This window comes from Blautia sp. AM23-13AC, assembly GCF_003435675.1.
GTDB lineage: Bacteria > Bacillota > Clostridia > Lachnospirales > Lachnospiraceae > Fusicatenibacter > Fusicatenibacter saccharivorans.
This window is the reverse complement of sequence record NZ_QTUL01000001.1, coordinates 25,351-42,718: the sequence shown is the minus strand read 5'-3', so window position 1 is coordinate 42,718 and position 17,368 is coordinate 25,351. Positions and strand designations below refer to the sequence as shown.

Here is a 17,368-nt window from a genome sequence, read left to right as displayed (position 1 = left end):
CACCTACACAATTCTCTTAAATTTCTTTTCCAGTTCCCGTTTCGAGAGGGAAATGATCGTCGGCCGGCCGTGCGGGCAGTGATACGGATCTTCGAGCGTCAAAAGCTCGGCAATGAGCTGCTCCGCCTCTGCATAGGAAAGATGATTGTTGCCCTTTACGGCGGCCTTGCACGACATCGTCGCCAGACGGTCTTTTAAAATCTCCAGCGGCTTTTCGCGGACCTCCTCAAGATTGTCGAGAATCTCGATAAACAGCTCCTCCGTCGCAATACCGTACAGGTTGTGCGGCACGGCGTTGATCGCATAGTCTTTTCCGCCGAACGGGGAAATTTCGTAGCCGAAGGACTGGAAAACGTCCATGTAACGGGTCACAAGATCTGCTTCCTGCGGCGTTAAGGAGACGATCAGCGGAGGACTCACCATCTGGGAGGTGACGTTCTTTTCCCGGTAATTTTTCATCATCCGCTCGAACAGTACCTTTTCGTGCGCGGCATGCTGATCGATGATGTAGAGATTCTCGCCGTACTGAATCAGCCAGTACGTATCGAAAACCTGGCCGATGATGCGGTGCGATTTCTCTGCCTCCGGGGTAAGAAACTGCTCATCAAAGAGCTGCATCTGGCCTTCTGGCTCAGGCGAAGCAGATGCAGATGAGGATTCTTCCGGCATGGAAGATACCGTTGGAGCTGCATCTGGCTCCTGCTGATGCTGTATTGCGTCCGCGTTTGAGAGGTCTGCCGTCTTTGGCACGTTTCCTGCACCCGGCTCAAACAGTTCTTCCTCTTCCCGCGTCATTCCCGTCATCTGCTGAACCGGCACATACGTTTTCGCTGCGCGGTATCCATTTCGTTCCACCTCCGGGAAAATTGGCATTCTTCTGCTCTGGCTGGAAACCGGCTCCACCGGAAGGGACTGCCGTGCAAAGCCTTCTTTTACCTGCCGTTTCTGCTCGAACGGTTCCGGAACAACAATCTGTTCTTTCCGTGCCGCTTTTTCCTCTGCTTTCCGTTCCCTGTCGGAAGAAAGCGAAACATTCACAATCTGCTCCCTGTGATTCAGCGCACCTGAGATCATATCGCGCATCTGACGGTAAATCTCCTCCTGATGAGAAAAACGAAGTTCCATCTTCGTCGGATGCACATTGACATCCACCGCCTCTCCATCCATCTGGACATAGAACAGCGTAAACGGATATTTATGCTGCATCATCGATGTTTGATATCCGTCCTCAATCGCACGGGCGAGCAGCTTGCTCCGCACATACCGTCCATTCACGTAATAATTTTCAAAATTCCGGTTTCCCCTCGAGATCACCGGTTTTCCGATAAAGCCGTCGATCGTCATCAGCGGGCTTTCCGAGTGAATCTCGATCAGCTCCCGCGCAATGTCGCGGCCGTAAATATTATAGACCAGTTCTTTTAAATTCCGGTTGCCGCTCGTATGGAGCTTCACCTGTGAATTCACCATATATTTAAACGAAATCCCCGGATGCGACAGCGCAAGCTGCTCCACAACGGAAGTCACCGCATTCGCCTCCGTAACCGGCGTTTTTAAGAATTTCTGACGAGCCGGCGTGTTGTAAAAAAGATTCCGGACCAGAAAGGTTGTTCCGGTCGGGGCACCGACCTCCTCATTGGCCTTCTCCGCGCCGCCCTCAATCACATACCGCGTTCCCGTCAGCGCATCCGGCGTTTTCGTAATCATCTCGATCTGCGCAACCGCCGAGATACTCGAGAGCGCCTCGCCGCGGAAGCCAAGAGATGCAATCTGCACGAGTTCTTCCACGGAACGGATCTTGCTCGTCGCGTGGCGCAGAAAAGCGAGCGGCACCTGTTCGGCCGGAATGCCGCTTCCATTGTCCGTGATCCGCACCAGCGAGATACCGCCGTCGCGGATTTCCACGGTGATCGCCGTCGCACCGGCGTCCATTGCATTTTCCACCAGCTCCTTTACCACGGAAGCCGGCCGTTCCACGACCTCACCGGCCGCAATTTTATCGATCGTATTCTGATCCAGTACTGCTATGGTAGCCATGTTGTTCCTTTCTGTTTCGGATTGATTCTAACTTATGTTCTGATCCAGTATTCCCCTATTTCCAGCGGTTTTTCACCTTTCCCTGGAAACGGTACAGGGTATTTAAAGCATCCATCGGTGTCATATTCGAGATATCAAGCTCCGAGAGCTCTTTGATGATATCATCGTCCTGCACCGTATCGAACAGCGACATCTGTGCCATATCGACCTCGTCGTAGTGAACCGGCTTTGCCTTCGGTTTCTTCTGCATGGTCAGATCCTTGACCGCAGCAGTGATATCGGCATCGCTCAGCTGCTCCACCAGCTCCTGCGCCCGGGAGAGCACTGACTCCGGCACTCCCGCAAGACGCGCTACCTGGATACCGTAGCTCTTATCTGCGCCGCCCTGTACAATTTTACGCAGGAATACGATATCGTCGCCCTTTTCCTTGACGGCAATACAGTAGTTGTGCACGCCCGGAAGCTTTCCTTCAAGCTCAGTCAGCTCATGGTAATGCGTAGCGAACAGTGTCTTTGCGCCGAGCAGCTTCGGATTCGCCACATGCTCAATCACCGCCCAGGCGATCGAAAGACCGTCGAACGTACTCGTTCCTCTTCCGATCTCATCGAGAATCAGCAGACTGTTCGAGGTTGCATTCCGAAGAATATTCGCCACCTCCGTCATCTCAACCATAAACGTACTCTGGCCGCTTGCCAGGTCATCGGATGCGCCGACACGGGTAAAGATCCGGTCCACAATACCGATGTTTGCCTTCGAAGCCGGAACAAACGAACCGATCTGTGCCATCAGCACAATGAGGGCCGTCTGGCGCATATACGTCGATTTACCGGCCATGTTCGGTCCGGTGATGACGGAAACGCGGTGGTCACCGTTGTCAAGCAGGGTATCGTTTGCGATAAACATATCGTTTGGAATCATCTTCTCGACCACTGGGTGACGGCCATCCTTGATATCAATCTTTCCTCGGCTGTTCAGCTTCGGACGCACATAGTGATTGTGCTCGGCAACGTAGGAAAGTGATGCATACACATCGAGCCGTGCCAGAGCCTGCGCCGTGCGCTGAATCCGCTCCGCCTCACCGGCAACCGTATCGCGCACCGTACAGAAAAGATCATATTCCAGAGCGTACAGCTTGTCCTCTGCGCCAAGAATCGTATCTTCCAACTCCTTCAGACGCGGTGTGATGTAGCGCTCGGCGTTCGTCAGCGTCTGTTTTCTGGTATAGTAATCCGGTACAAGGTCTTTAAACGAGTTCGTAACTTCCAGATAATAGCCAAATACCTTGTTGTACTTGACCTTCATGTTTTTGATACCGGTTTTCTCCCGCTCACTCGCCTCAAGTTCACTCAGCCACTGCTTTCCTTCTGTCTTTGCATGGCGGTAATTATCGACCATCTCGTTGTAGCCGTCTTTGATCATACCGCCGTCGCGCATCAGATACGGTGGATCATCCACGATTGCCGCATCGACAAGCTGATAGAGGTCTTCCAGCGGGTCGAGATCCTCCTGAATCTGCGCCAAAGCGCCGCCGTCAAACGAGTTTAAGAGCTGCTTGATGTAAGGCAGCATCTGCAGCGACGATTTAAAGGCGATCAGGTCACGCGGATTCGCGGACTGGTAGCTGATTCTTCCGACGAGACGCTCAAGGTCATAAACCGGACGGAGGTATTCACGGATTTCCTCGCGGAGCATCGCCTGCCCCGTTAGAGCCTCTACAGCATCGAGTCTTGCATTGATTTCATCCTCGTCGATCAATGGCTGCTCCACGTAGCTTCGCAGAAGACGCGCGCCCATCGCCGTGCGGGTTTTGTCGAGAACCCAGAGGAGGGAGCCGCGTTTCTGCTTCTCCCGCAGCGTTTCCACCAGTTCCAGATTCCGGCGGCTGGAGCTGTCGATCAGCATATATTTGTCCGTCACATACGGTGTAATCGAGTTCATGTGAGACAGATCCGATTTCTGTGTCTCGTGCAGATACTGGAACAGCGCACCGGCTGCAATTGTTCCGCAGTTGTAATCGGCGATGCCAAGGCCTTCCATCGTAGCAGCATGGAACTGTTCCTGCAGCGTACGGCGGCAGATATCATCGTCGAAATACCAGTCTTCCAATGCATTCACGCAGATATGAAGGCGGGTCCGGAGATCCTCCACATCGATCCCGCAGAGCAGGAACGACTGATTGCAGATGATTTCCGCCGGCATAAACTTCGTGATCTCATCCACAAGGCGGCGAGGCTTGTCCATTTCCGTGACGAGGCACTGGCCGGTGGAGATATCTGCCGTAGAGATACCGAAGCATCCCTCCATGCAGACGATCGACATGATGTAGTTGTTCTTCGTCTCATCAAGTCCCTGCGGGATCAGCGTCGTACCCGGTGTGACAACGCGGATGACTTCGCGCTTTACCATGCCCTTTGCCTGCTTTGGGTCCTCCATCTGCTCGCAGATCGCAACCTTATGGCCGTTCTCTACAAGACGGTTGATATACCCTTCTGCAGCGTGATACGGGATACCGCACATCGGAGCGCGCTCCTCCATGCCGCAGTCCTTTCCGGTCAGCGTAAGCTCAAGTTCTTTGGATACCAGGGTGGCATCTTCGAAGAACATTTCGTAGAAATCACCTAAGCGGTAAAACAAAATGGTATTAGCCGGGTCAGTCAAGCCCGTCTTCGTCTGGCAATAATGTACCATCATAGGCGAAAGCTTCTCACACTGATCCAGCGCATCCTGTGCTGTCACAGGCCGCGTGGACATCAGTGCCGGCGCTTTTACCGCTGTGTTTTTTGTTTCTGTATCGTTCATTTGTATTTCATACCTTTTCTCAAGAATAAATATAAGAAGTATAACAAACGTCATACCTGCACAATTTTAGCATGAAACCAGAAATTGTGCAAGATTCACAAGCGTATAAAATGCCCCCTTCCTGTCAGTGGTTTTTTCTCAAAACCAGCCGTCCAGGAAGCGAGCATTCCCTTTAATTTTTCTTTTTTTGTCTCCATTTTGAGAAAGACGAACCAATCAACAGGATCAGCACAAAAACAACGGCAACCGTTTCATAAATCTGCACGCCGGTGTTGACAGGATTGTCGTCAATTGAGCGGTAATCGCGCTCCAGACGCCACAGCATCGCCATCCGGTCCATGAAATCAATCTGCCGCGTGCCGTCCGTCTCGGTCTTAAAGACGGCACAGTAAAGATTCGTGTACCACTGGTCAAGAAGACTGACCCCTGATCGCCCGATCTTTCCGCTGCCGATCTCCTCGTCATTTTCATCATACAGAATCCTGCCGCTTCTCGAACTCTGGTAATCGAGCGGCGTTTCATCTACATCAAGGAAAATCAGTCTTGTATCTTTTCCATAGGAGGTATCCACATACTGCTCCTGCGCATAGCCAAGACACGTACCGGATGCGTCGTAATAGCCGTACGTCGTGCCGGAGCCTTCTCTGTCATTGATGGGCTCATCCTCCACATAGTCAATCGAAAACCACTCCTCCTCGTTGATATAGACCGTATTCTTCTGAAGATAGCCCGCCACTTTTCCGTCTGCCACAATCTTCGTCTTTCGTTTACTTCCATACAGGTCAAAGTAGATTTCTATGGTTTCTGCCGATGTAAGCGCCTCTTTTGCCTCATCCGCAGTTGCAAACTCAGATTCCGGCACTCTTTCTTTTCCGCAGCCGCCAAGCACCAGAGCGGCGGCAAGAAAAAGACCAGCGGCTGTATATATTCTCTTTTTCAACTGCCTTTTTCCTCCGCCTTACTTGTTATCTTTGTAATACTCATTTGCCTCATCGTACATCATATCGAGCAAGGCGTATTTATCCTGGAAATCCATCACCTGCGTACCGTTATCCTCCAGGTTCACATAGAGATTGCACTGTGAACCGGACCAGTCCATCTCTTTTTTCGCAGAACCGATCACCGTTCCGCCCTCTGTATAAATGGTATGTCCATCCTCTGATGCGTAATATGGTTTTTCGTTCAGATCTGCATCGAGAAAAATAATGTAATACGCTTCCGGCATCTGATCCGGTGTCGTCACGCGCTCCTGTGCATAGCCAAGCAGGTTGTTGTCCGGATCATAGAATGCATAGGTAGTAGCGGATTTTGTCATCTTATTGATTTCTTCGTCCGTCACAATTTTCATATGGAACCATTCTTCGCCGGAAATAGAGATCGTCCAGGTCTGATCAAAGAGACCGCTGTTTTTCATATACGCGGCAGCCTTTTCATCCGCATAAATGTTTCCCGAAGCGTCAACGTTATCCAGATCACAGCGCATGCGGACGGACGAAGCCGATGCAAGGGCTTCTTTTGCCACATCCGCGTTTTCATACCCTAACTTTTCTTCTGCCGCCGAGCAGCCGCACAGAAGCAGAAGTCCTGCTGTAAAACCCAAAAACAATTTTGTCGTTTTTCTCATAGATTCCCCTCTCTTTCTTTTGTCAGGACCGATTGGAAAGACCGCCGTCTTTGTCGCGTGCCAGTTCTCTTGCCGCCATCACAGCGAGTGCGGTCAGCTGCGGCAGATATTTTGCATCGTAGACAATCAGAAACGCATTGTCGAACATGATGTTTCCGACGGTAAGATCCATATTGTCGACGATGGCGCCGATCATAGTTCCGTTCAGTTTTACCGAGTAATTGTGGCCGATGGAGCCGGCGTATTCCCGGAGTTCCAGTTTTCCCTCCGGCAGTTCCATCGAGAACTGATCCCGTACGAGTGCAAACTGCTTTTTCAACACACCATACGGCTCGCCGTACAGATAAAAACGGTACGTCGGCAGCGCGTGGAGCAGTTCCTTCGTCATACGGAAGATTTCGGTGTGCATCGCATCGTAGATATAAAATGTTTTCAGCGGCACGGTGCTGTCGATCTCGTAAACCAGGTTTCCGTCTGTATCCTCCAGATCGAAATGCTGGCCCGTCAGGCGGTAATCCTCCGTGAAAGTGTAAATCTGGGACGCCGAAATCTTCTGAAACGGCTGTACCGTTCCAGTTTTGACGAAATGCTCCAGATTCGCTTTTAATTCGCTCTGGAACATCATCAGATCGGAATGGTAGCTTAGATGGTCTGCGAGGTTCTCTGCAACATCTTCATGAATCGGATACACGGGTGTGGTGAGTTTCTTTTTGATAAAGCCTTCGATGAAGGAATATCCCAAATAACCGACATGACCGTCTTTGGTCAGCCAGAAGTAGAGATATTCTCCCTTGGCGTCCGGTCCGAAAACGAGTGCTTTCTGCCGCATCGTGTAGAATTTTGCAAGCCATGCAGAACCGAACGGTGTATCGACGTTCTTGTAAGCCTCATAAAATTCTTCGATTTTCCGCGGCTTCTCCATGGAGATCATGGCAATCATATCCGTCATGGAATTGTAGTTCTCCGGGGTTGCCATGGACCAGATGGCAATGCCGAAAATCAGGACAACCGTGGCGATGGTGAGTGTGATCGTCTCTCCGTAGCCGACCGCCATCAGATAGATGCCCAGCAGCGTGACAGCGCCGCCTGCGATGCGGAATTTCCATTTTCTCTTTTTCAACTGAATACCGCCTCCTCTCTTTTCGTTACTTTTATTGTACTTGCTCCCCTTTTTTGTGTCAATTGAAACTCGCTCCTCCGCTCTATTTTGTTCTGCCTGGCGGGACAAAGAAAGCGTGTCGGCGCATCTTTTTTTGTCAGAATGCATCCGGCACGCTTTGTTTCAAAAATTTAATGAACGAAAAGAAATTATGAAATTGGAATCACGCGTCCCGTTTCTGCCATAGTTCGGTGGGAAATGGAAATTACGGTACGGTTTTTGGAAACCCTTTGCAATGCATTTAATACCATTTTTTCCGTCTCTGCATCAAGGTTTGCGGTAATCTCATCGAGGAGCAGAATTTCAGGCTCCGCTGCGGCTACACGGGCAATCGAGAGGAGCTGCCACTGACCCTGTGAGAAGAGATCCTGTGTACAGATCGTATCATATTGGTCCGGAAGCGCCTCGATGGTCTTTGCAAGTCCGGTCAGCTCTGCTGCTTTTTTTACATCTGTATCCGAAATCTTTGCATCATACAAAGTAATCTGGTCTTTTACCGATCCCGGCACCATGTGGAACGACTGCTCCACATAGCCGAAAACCTTTCGTTTCTTCGCATCCGGCAGATCGACAGATGGAACGCCCCAAATCAGAACCATTCCTTTCTGTGGCTCATATAAACCGAGCAGCAGTTTGAAAATAGTACTCTTTCCGGCACCCGTTCGTCCCAAAAGTGTTACCTGCTCGCCTTTTTTGATCTGCAGACTTACATCGTTTAAGATGACCTGGCTTTCGTCATATCCAAACGTCACATTTTTTAGCTCAGCCGCTATGCCGTAATCTGTATTTTCAGTCAGCGCAGCCGGCTCTTTCTTCTCTTCCAGGCTGTAAAATTCATTGATTCTTTCCATACCGGCAAACGCAGACTGAATTGTCTGGATTTCCATACCAAGACTTTCGACCGGAGCAAAGATCTGGGAAATATAGTTTATAACAGCAACGGCGGTTCCGGCGGACATGCCGAACAGCTTTAAAACGGTCGAATTGCCGGAGGCCGAAAGCAGCATGACAACAGCAACAACAATGGCATTTAAAATCAGGATGACCGGAGAATAGACGGCATCGTAAAAATTGGTCTTCTCCATTGCGCTGTAGCTGTCATCAATATAGTGCGCATACTGCTGCTCCATATACGTCTCTTTCTGCAGACAGTGGATGGTACGGATGTTGTGCAGCGTCTCCGGAACGTGACCCGAAGCACGGCTGACTGCACGGCGATTGGCAATCTGGGAGGCCAGCATGTTTTTCTGGATGTAACGGGTAAAGAGGAACAGAACAGGGAGTAAAATAATCAGAACAATCGTAAGTCCACGATTAGTCACCCAGATGACGGCAAGAATGCTTAAGATTTTGCACGCATCAGCAAACATACTGATGATCCCGGAGGTAAACAGGTTTTCCACTGTGTCGACGTCACCGACAAATCTTGATACGAGAGCGCCCGGCTCCTGGCGGTTCAGCTCGTTGGTGGAAAGGCGTCCGAACTTTTCCATCAGACTGCTTCGGAGTGCATGTGTAATTTTCTGGCCGAATACCGTCAGAAGACTCTCTCGTGCCGACTCCAGAAGACCCGTCAGAGCAAGAAGTCCGAAATACAGCAGAATTCCTTCCATCCAGAGGGTATGCTTCTTTGTCAAAAGGTCAATCAGCTGTGCCAGCACAAGAGGCGGGAGCAGTGCGAAAATAACCGCACCGCAGACGACTCCCAAAAGTGCGGCTGATAAAACGCCGTGTTTTCGAACGGTTTCTTTGATTACCCGCAATACAGATTCTTTCTTTTGCATCAAAAGCTGCCTCCCTTCCTCTGATTGCTGCAGAGCTCTGCGTAAGACGGAACTGTTGCAAGGAGTTCCTCATGTGTGCCGACTTTCGCATGGCGCTCATCCATCCAGATGACCTGATCCATCTGATCAAACAGATAGAGGCGATGGGAAATGAGGATTATAATAGAGTCTTTTGCCAGCTCCTTTAAATTTACAAAAATTTGTGCCTCCGTCTCTTTGTCGAGTGCCGAAAACGGATCGTCGAGAACCAGAACCGGCCGTTTGTGGTACAGGGTTCGCGCAAGGGCAAGGCGCTGCGCCTGACCACCGGAGAGGCGGACACCGCCCGTTCCGACCAGAGTATGGATTCCGTTTTCCATTGCTTTCACTTCATCTTCCAGGCAGACGACTCGGATCATCTCCTCTGCGCCCTCTTTTCCCCCGAGACGGATATTCTCTTCCACACTTCCATGGAACAGCTCCTGGTCATGGCCAAGATAACCGACCATGCGGTTCCGGTCTGCTTTTTCCATTTTTTCAAGTTCTTTTCCGCCGAAGGTGATGCTTCCCTCATACGGCGACTCGCAGAGAAAAGTCTTTCCAAGCGTTGACTTTCCGCATGCGACAGGTCCCGTCACACCGATGATCTGGCCAGGAGCCGCCTGAAACGACAGGTCATGGATGATCTCTTTTCCGTTTGGATAGGCAAAATGCAGGTGATCGACGTTAAGCTCTGCAGGCGCTGCGGCTGGAAGCTCCGGTTCTGTTTTGGAATTCTGCAGCAAAGGTTTGATTCGTTTCCAGGAAACCTGCGCTTTATGTACCGCATTAAAAAGCTTCGCAGCGCTCGATGATTTGGTGGCAAGCTTTGTGTAGCAGGACAAAAACGTGGTAAATACGGCGATGTTCCACGGTGTCCACCCCTCATGCAGGACGTTCCTGCCTCCAAAATACAGGATAAACAGAATGCTCGTCATCGAGATCATACGATAAATCGGCGGCATAGCTGTGTTCCAGATATTGGCGCGCACAGCGGCAGATTCGTAAGCCGAAAGATTCTCCTCATAAGCGGCCTTTCTGTCCTCCTCACAGCCAAAGACACGATACGTGATGGCATTTGTCGCACGTTCCAGGGTTGCAGCACTTAATGCACCCGACTGTACCTTATAGGCAGCGCCCGTTTTCTGTACCATGACCTTCATCTTTTCGGCAATCACGTAGGAAATGGGTGGGAAAATCATGCAGAGCAGCGCCAGGCGCCAGTCGTACCAGAGCAGCATACACGCATAGGCGAGAAGAGCAACACCGGTATCAAAGATTTCCGTTGTAAATTTCCGCATTCCTTCTACGCAATCGTCTACATCGAGAATGGCCTTCGTCAGTACATTTCCGGTACCTTCTGCTTCCAGCTCCAAACGGCTTTTGCGAACCAGCGTTCCGTAAAGAATCTGCTTCATATGCCGGTTGACGTTGTTGGCAAATCTTCTGACATAGAACCGTTTGAAATAGCGGGAAACCTGCACAATGCCAATACTCACGACATAGGCCGTGACCAGCATCAGCATCTGGTGGAAGGTTCCTGTGCCGCCGAGGAGATCAACCAGCTTTCCTGTCATTTTTCCCTCAAACCAGGGGCCTGCAAGAAGTCCCAGGTTATAGATGAGACCGGAAACCGCAACAAAGAAGAGAGTTTTCCATTCTTCCTGAAAGTAAGAGAGTACCCGGTTCGGGCGAAAGGATTCATCCTTCATCGCCGCTGCCTCCTTCTGCTGTTGCTTTTATTGTTTTATCTGTTTTTTCCCTTAAAATTTCTGAAAGTTCCGCAAAATGATTCTGCCGTTCTTTTTTCGATTTCCAGTACAGCTTGTCCAGTGTTTCGCAGAAGCTCTCTGCCTCTTTTTCCGGAAGCTCTGCAAGCAGCCATTCGTAAAAGAATGTTTCAATTTCCGCTTTGGAATTTTTCAAGGATTCTGCTTTTTCCGTAGCATACAGAAGCTGGCTTCTGCCGTCCCACGGATTCGGTTTCCGGATCAGATATCCCTTTGTCTCAAGGCTTGCAGCGCGCCTTGCAGCGGCTCCTTTATCAATCTTTAACTGTTCGCGCACTTCCGTCTGGGTGATGCCTGGATGATGGCGCACCAGATGGATAAAGTCAAATTCTGCCGTACCGATGCCTTCTTCTTTCATTGCCTGCACCGTAAATTTCCCGGCTTCCCGCGCTATTTTTGTTATTTTCCGTTCTGTTGGATCCATTTTTCTGTTCCTCCTGTCCATTCTCGATCTGTTTCAAATAGATGCATATACAACTAATTAGATGATAGTACAACTAATCGAAATTGTCAATCTATAGATCTTCTGGTTGACGAAGTATCGTCCGAACTTTATAATAGAAGTATTCGGCTGTTAAAAACAGTCAGTCTATCAATAAGGAGATGTATCTTATATGGAAAAGAAACATACGCGCGGCAGCTTTACCGGATCGATCGGCTTCGTGCTTGCTGCTGCAGGAAGCGCGGTTGGACTGGGAAATATCTGGCGTTTCCCTTATCTTGCCGCAAAAGACGGAGGCGGAACCTTTATTTTAGTTTATATCGTACTGGCTCTGACCTTTGGATTTACCCTGCTGACAACTGATATTGCCATCGGAAGAAAAACCGGACAAAGTCCGCTTGTCGCTTACGGTAAAATTCACCCGGGCTGGAACGGTCTTGGCCTTCTCGCCAGTATCGTGCCGGTTGTCATCCTGCCTTACTACTGCTCCATTGGCGGCTGGGTATTAAAATACCTGTCTGTGTTTCTCACCGGACATGGCACTGCTGCTGCCGAGGATGGTTACTTTACCGGCTATATTACCGGTACATGGCAGCCGATTGTGTGGTTGGGAATCTATCTTTTTCTTACCGCATTCGTTGTATATCGTGGTGTCAATAAGGGAATTGAAAACTACAGCAAAATTCTGATGCCGATCCTTCTGATTTTAATCATCGGAATTTCTGTTTTTTCTCTGACCCTGACCCATACCGATGCAGACGGTGTCGTCCGTACGGGACTGCAGGGTATGAAAATTTATCTCGTTCCGAATTTTAAGGGAATGACGCCGCAGAAATTTTTCACCGTCTTTGTCGATGCACTCGGACAGCTTTTCTTTTCGATCAGCGTTGCGATGGGTATCATGGTTGCCTACGGTTCCTACGTAAAAAAAGAAACAAACCTGATGAAATCGATCAATCAGATTGAGATTTTTGACACCATTGTTGCGCTGCTTGCCGGTTTGATGATCGTTCCTGCTGTATTTACCTTTATGGGAGCAGAGGGTATGTCCGCTGGCCCTGGTCTGATGTTTGTCTCCCTGCCGAAGGTCTTTCAGTCCATGGGAGCAGCAGGCGGCGTAATCGGAACCATTTTCTTTCTTATGGTCTCCTTTGCAGCCATTACATCTTCCGTATCGGTCATGGAGTCCATTGTTTCCTGTATGATCGACAAATTTCACATCAGCAGAAAGAAAAGCACGGTTATTGTAACCGTTTATGCATGTCTCGTCGGTATCATCGTATGCCTCGGCTACAATGCGCTTTATTTTGAACTGAAGCTTCCAAATGGCGCAACGGCTCAGATCCTGGATGTCATGGATTTTATCAGCAATAACCTTCTGATGCCGCTTGTTGCACTTCTCTCCTGTATTCTGATCGGATGGGTTGTAAAGCCGCAGGTCATCATCGATGAGGTGACGCTGGGAGGATATAAGTTCGGTCGAAAGAGGCTGTATATCGTCATGGTGAAGTTTATTGCACCCGTGCTCCTTGCCGCGCTGCTGCTGCAGTCGTTCGGTATTTTAAACGTCTGATCACTGCGATACCAGATTGCTATGTGCTTTGCACTCACGCAATCTTCAAAAACATTCGTAATCCGCTCATTTTCCTTCGAAAAATGGCTCCTTACTTATGTTTTTGGCGAGTCAAGAGATCAAAAAAGCATGTTTTCCGGTGGCTTTTCCAGAAAACATGCTTTTTTTGTGCCTGTCTGCACATATTTCTAACAGGTGAAACCCTTACATCCTGCGAATTAACGTTCCATTTACACCAAGTATCTCTCCATCAAATTCCCGGGCAAAAAGTACTTCCCCGTCTCCTTTTACTTTTATCTCCTCATCCGATGCGTTGAGCAGAACTTCGATTTTATTTCCCTCTTCGTCTAGTTTAATATACTCTACACACCGATCATTTTCATAACCATTCGGAAAATGGAAATGCAGGCTTCTGCACACTTTTTCATTTCTTCGAAGCATGATCAGTTTCCGCATCGTTGCAATTTTTTTCTGATTCTCTTCGCTTTCAATTTCACTCCAAGGCATACATCTTCTGCAGTCCGGATCATGAGCGCCTTCCATTGCGATCTCCGTTCCATAATAAATACAGGGGCTTCCCGGAAGCGTAAAAAGGATTGCAAGCTGCTGGTAGAACTTGTCCAGATCGTGAAAACGGTTCATCAGCCTCTCGGTATCGTGGGAATCCAGGAGATTAAAAAGTACATCGTTATTTTGCTGCATATACATGGTATAGCAACGGTTTACCATATATTCAAATTCTTCTTTTTTCATTGTTTTATCAAGAAAGAAATCATGGATTCCGCTCAGCAGCGGGTAGTTCATGACAGAATCATATTCATCTCCCTGCAGCCACTGGCTTGCATCATGCCAGATTTCCCCCAGAAGATAAATATCCGGCTTTATCGTTTTTAAATGCTCCCTTATCCGCTTTAAGAACCTGTGCGACACTTCGTTTCCTACATCGAAACGAATTCCGTCGATATCAAACTCCCGTACCCAGTCCTCACAGATTTTACAGAAATACTGTATCACCTCTTCGTTGTTTGTATTCAGCTTTGGCATCCCGTCTGTAAATGCAAAGGAATAGAACCGTCGGTCTCTGGTATCTCCCCTTTTTTGAACCTGTTCCCAGTCCTCTACCATAAACCAGTCCGCATAACGAGACTCTTTTCCATGCTCCAGGATATCTATCCACGGCTCAAATTTTCTTCCACTATGATTAAACACTGCATCTACCATAATGCGGATTCCTTTTTCATGTGCTTCTCTGCAAAGCACTTTCATTGTATCCGCATCGCCAAAAAACGGATCTATTTTTGTATAATCGGTCGTGTCATATTTGTGGTTGGATTCTGCTTTCATGATCGGATTCAGATAAATACCGGTAATCCCAAGTTCCTGCAGATACGATAATCTCTGACGGATCCCTTCCAGGTTTCCTCCGAATTTTTCTTCGTTTGTTACGGTTCCGTGATTTCTCCAGGGTGTGATATCATCTCCGTTTTTTTCCGGTGTCCCGTTGCAGAACCGATCCGGGAAAATCTGATACCAGATCGTTTCGTTTACCCATGCCGGTGTGCGATTGATATCTGCCGGGTTCATCCAGGGTACAATAAAGCACTGCTGCATACGGCCATCCATCCGGAGCTGTTCTTCTGTCAGGAAACCATCCTCAAAATAATACCAGACTTCCTTTTCCGTCCGCAACTCGAAATAATATTTGCATCTTTTGTATTCCGGAAGAAGCGTTGTTGTCCACCAGATCTGATAAGGCAGACGTTTTTTATATATGATTTCCTCTCTTTTCCCGATCCACCTTTCTTTTCCGCCCAAAATTCCGGCTTCGTAAGGATCGCCGTAATGGATAAAAACCTGTTTTACGTCATATCCTGTCTTGATATTGACAATCAGTCTGTCCTCATCCAGAGCATAACTCATCTGTTCTGAAGTTTTATGGTATACACCGCTAAATTCCATCTCATTTTCCTCCCGCATAGCTCTAAGGCTGTTTTTGCATCCTTGTAAGAAACACGATCACTTTTTTTGTTTCGTATTGTTTCGTATCTTTACTATAAGCCTTTTTTATTTCTTCGTCAATCAATTTCCATTTTTCCCTGCGCTTTCGTAAAATTCAGATAATTTTCAGGATGATTTTTGTGCAGGATGCTTTCTTTTTTCAAAACTTAACGAAACATTTCTTTTTCAAGGTATTGATTGCTTTTTATCTTATGATTTTATATAATGATACCGGGATCAAAAGGTCTTTTGACACCTATGATAGCTGGGAGTTTACATTTTTTGTTTTGTGAAAGGATTGCCGATTATGACTACCATTCAGGATATTGCTGATAAAATGGGAGTTTCCAAGAGCACGGTATCCAAAGCGCTCAATGACGCGCCTGATATCAGCGAAGCTTTACGGAAACAGGTTTTGGAAACTGCCGTGGCTCTGGGTTATACGAAGCTGCGGCGTTATAAGAAACCGACAAGAAAAGTCTGTATTATAATAGAAAAAGAGAATATGCGGTATCAGGAACCGCATCATTTTGCCTATGATATCCTGGTGGGTTTTCGTCAGATGGCAGAACCGGCCGGATTTGATGTTGAAATTGTGCCTGTTGATATTAAGACCCAAAGAAGCCAGCATTATGATGTTTTCATGCTGGAGCATGATTATATAGGAGCTTTTGTAGTCGGCTTTTCCCTGAGCGATCCCTGGATTCAGGACTTTAAAATCAGCCGCACACCGGCTGTTCTTTTCGACAACTATATAGTAGGGAATCCTTCCACCGCTTATGTAGGTATTGATAATGAGGAGGGAATGGAGCTTGCCGTCTCTTATCTTGCCGGACTTGGACACCGGAAGATCGCCTATCTGAGCAGTTCCCTCGGTGCCCGGGTTCTCCAGGCACGCCATGCTGCCTTTCTCCGTTCCATGCACCAGCACGGACTGAAGACTTCTCCTGCTACGATCGGCTGTTCTTATTATCTGTCAGAATGTATGGAAAAGCACCTTCCCCGTTTCCTGGAAAATGGAATCACTGCTATTATTTGCAACCAGGATACCCTGGCTAGTGCAACGCTCACGCAATGTCAGCAGCTGGGATTCCAGGTTCCTGATGATATCAGCATTATCGGATTTGATGACCTGCCGATTGCCGCTTGTACGTCACCGCCCCTTACGACCATCAGACAAGATCGGCTGGAGCTCGGAAAAAGTGGATTTTTTGCATTGTCAAGTCTTCTCAATCACATCCCGATCAGTACATATTTGTTGCATGCACAGCTGATTCAGCGGGAATCGACAGGAAAGGTTCCTTCATAAATTCATCTCATCAACAATATTTGCCGGTTTTGCAGTCATTTCTACCCATGCCGGAATAAAACCGCTTTTAACAGCGTTTCTTACAGATCTGACATTAGACCAGGCGGTACAGTAAAAAGGTACTTTTCCCCTGTTTATGATCTCTTTTGTAAGTCTGCTTGTCAGTGCAGAGGCAATCCCCTGTCGTCTGTATTCCGGCAAGACATCCACACCAATCTGCCACATATCGTCGCAATCGGCAGAACAGGCGGCAAGTCCCACCAGCGTGCTTCCATCATATGCGCCGACGCCAAGTACATCCAGATTCTTCCGATCTTCGCAAAGCGCATTGCTCCATTCCGGCAGATACAAATCCGCAAAATCTTCCTGTGTCAATACTCGTGTCTCATAGGCGCAGGAAAGAGTCGGTATCCGGCTGATGTCCGGCAGATAGTATTCTGCCATGAAACATATTTTGTGACCTTTTTCAGCTAAACGTTCATTCAGCCAATGCATGTTTGGTGTCTCAAAACAGTGGTAAAATTCGAATTTGTCTACATACGCAGATACCAGATCCATAGTCTCCGGTATGGAAGCCGCCATGATATTACTTCCATAGGAAACCAGATTGCAGGTAATAGGCTCTTTCAAATATTTGCGGGCCTTCTTTCCTAATTTTATGGGAACAACAACATTTTTGTCCGCCTTGAAATCTTCCACGCGGCATCCCATATCTTCCGCAGACTGCCTCATGGCAATCTCCATCATTTCACGATTCGTCATGTGCTTTTCTCCTTTATGAGTTTGTAATAGAAACTGCTGGGCATCAGAGAAGCTCATTCCCTGCAGTTATTTTTG

Annotated in this window: 12 protein-coding genes; 2 read left to right on the top strand and 10 right to left on the bottom strand. The window is 48.3% G+C overall.

What is annotated here, in order from left to right; translation table 11 throughout:
• Window positions 1-3: 3 nt before the first annotated feature.
• The 8 genes from mutL to DW642_RS00120 form a co-directional block, all read right to left on the bottom strand.
• Window positions 4-2,034, bottom strand: coding sequence for a DNA mismatch repair endonuclease MutL (gene mutL / locus DW642_RS00155; protein ID WP_117508923.1), 2,031 nt, complete (start codon window positions 2,032-2,034; stop codon window positions 4-6).
• 55 nt (window positions 2,035-2,089) lie between these two features.
• Window positions 2,090-4,726, bottom strand: coding sequence for a DNA mismatch repair protein MutS (mutS, locus tag DW642_RS00150; RefSeq protein WP_117509147.1), 2,637 nt, complete (start codon window positions 4,724-4,726; stop codon window positions 2,090-2,092).
• A gap of 280 nt (window positions 4,727-5,006) precedes the next feature.
• Window positions 5,007-5,774, bottom strand: coding sequence for a hypothetical protein (locus DW642_RS00145; RefSeq protein ID WP_117508922.1), 768 nt, complete (start codon window positions 5,772-5,774; stop codon window positions 5,007-5,009).
• Between the two features lie 18 nt (window positions 5,775-5,792).
• On the bottom strand, window positions 5,793-6,458 hold the full coding sequence (locus DW642_RS00140) for a hypothetical protein (RefSeq protein WP_055228134.1): 666 nt from the start codon (window positions 6,456-6,458) through the stop codon (window positions 5,793-5,795).
• Between the two features lie 22 nt (window positions 6,459-6,480).
• Complete coding sequence (locus tag DW642_RS00135; RefSeq protein ID WP_117508921.1) at window positions 6,481-7,578, bottom strand: hypothetical protein; 1,098 nt, start codon at window positions 7,576-7,578, stop codon at window positions 6,481-6,483.
• Window positions 7,579-7,766: 188 nt separating this feature from the next.
• Entirely contained in the window at window positions 7,767-9,401 is a 1,635-nt protein-coding gene (locus DW642_RS00130; protein ID WP_117508920.1) for an ABC transporter ATP-binding protein, read from the bottom strand.
• The gene (locus tag DW642_RS00125; protein WP_117508919.1) at window positions 9,401-11,131 is read right to left on the bottom strand and encodes an ABC transporter ATP-binding protein; all 1,731 of its coding nucleotides are present in this window, start codon (window positions 11,129-11,131) and stop codon (window positions 9,401-9,403) included. The genes DW642_RS00130 and DW642_RS00125 overlap by 1 nt, the downstream gene beginning before the upstream one ends.
• Window positions 11,121-11,633, bottom strand: coding sequence for a MarR family winged helix-turn-helix transcriptional regulator (locus DW642_RS00120; RefSeq protein WP_117508918.1), 513 nt, complete (start codon window positions 11,631-11,633; stop codon window positions 11,121-11,123). Before DW642_RS00120 ends, DW642_RS00125 begins: the two co-directional genes overlap by 11 nt.
• 190 nt (window positions 11,634-11,823) lie before the next feature.
• Here DW642_RS00120 and DW642_RS00115 point away from each other — a divergent pair, with 190 nt between their 5' ends.
• Window positions 11,824-13,224, top strand: a complete 1,401-nt coding sequence (locus DW642_RS00115; protein WP_117508917.1) for a sodium-dependent transporter — start codon at window positions 11,824-11,826, stop codon at window positions 13,222-13,224.
• A gap of 204 nt (window positions 13,225-13,428) precedes the next feature.
• Here DW642_RS00115 and DW642_RS00110 read toward each other — a convergent pair whose 3' ends face one another.
• Window positions 13,429-15,183, bottom strand: coding sequence for a glycoside hydrolase family 13 protein (locus tag DW642_RS00110; protein ID WP_117508916.1), 1,755 nt, complete (start codon window positions 15,181-15,183; stop codon window positions 13,429-13,431).
• A gap of 346 nt (window positions 15,184-15,529) precedes the next feature.
• Here DW642_RS00110 and DW642_RS00105 point away from each other — a divergent pair, with 346 nt between their 5' ends.
• Entirely contained in the window at window positions 15,530-16,531 is a 1,002-nt protein-coding gene (locus tag DW642_RS00105) for a LacI family DNA-binding transcriptional regulator (protein WP_117508915.1), read from the top strand.
• On the opposite strand, the gene DW642_RS00100 is transcribed toward DW642_RS00105, so the two are convergent.
• Window positions 16,526-17,293 (bottom strand): GNAT family N-acetyltransferase, encoded by a 768-nt coding sequence (locus DW642_RS00100; RefSeq protein ID WP_117508914.1) that lies wholly within the window; start codon window positions 17,291-17,293, stop codon window positions 16,526-16,528. The two genes, DW642_RS00105 and DW642_RS00100, sit on opposite strands and share 6 nt — an antisense overlap.
• Window positions 17,294-17,368: the final 75 nt, after the last annotated feature.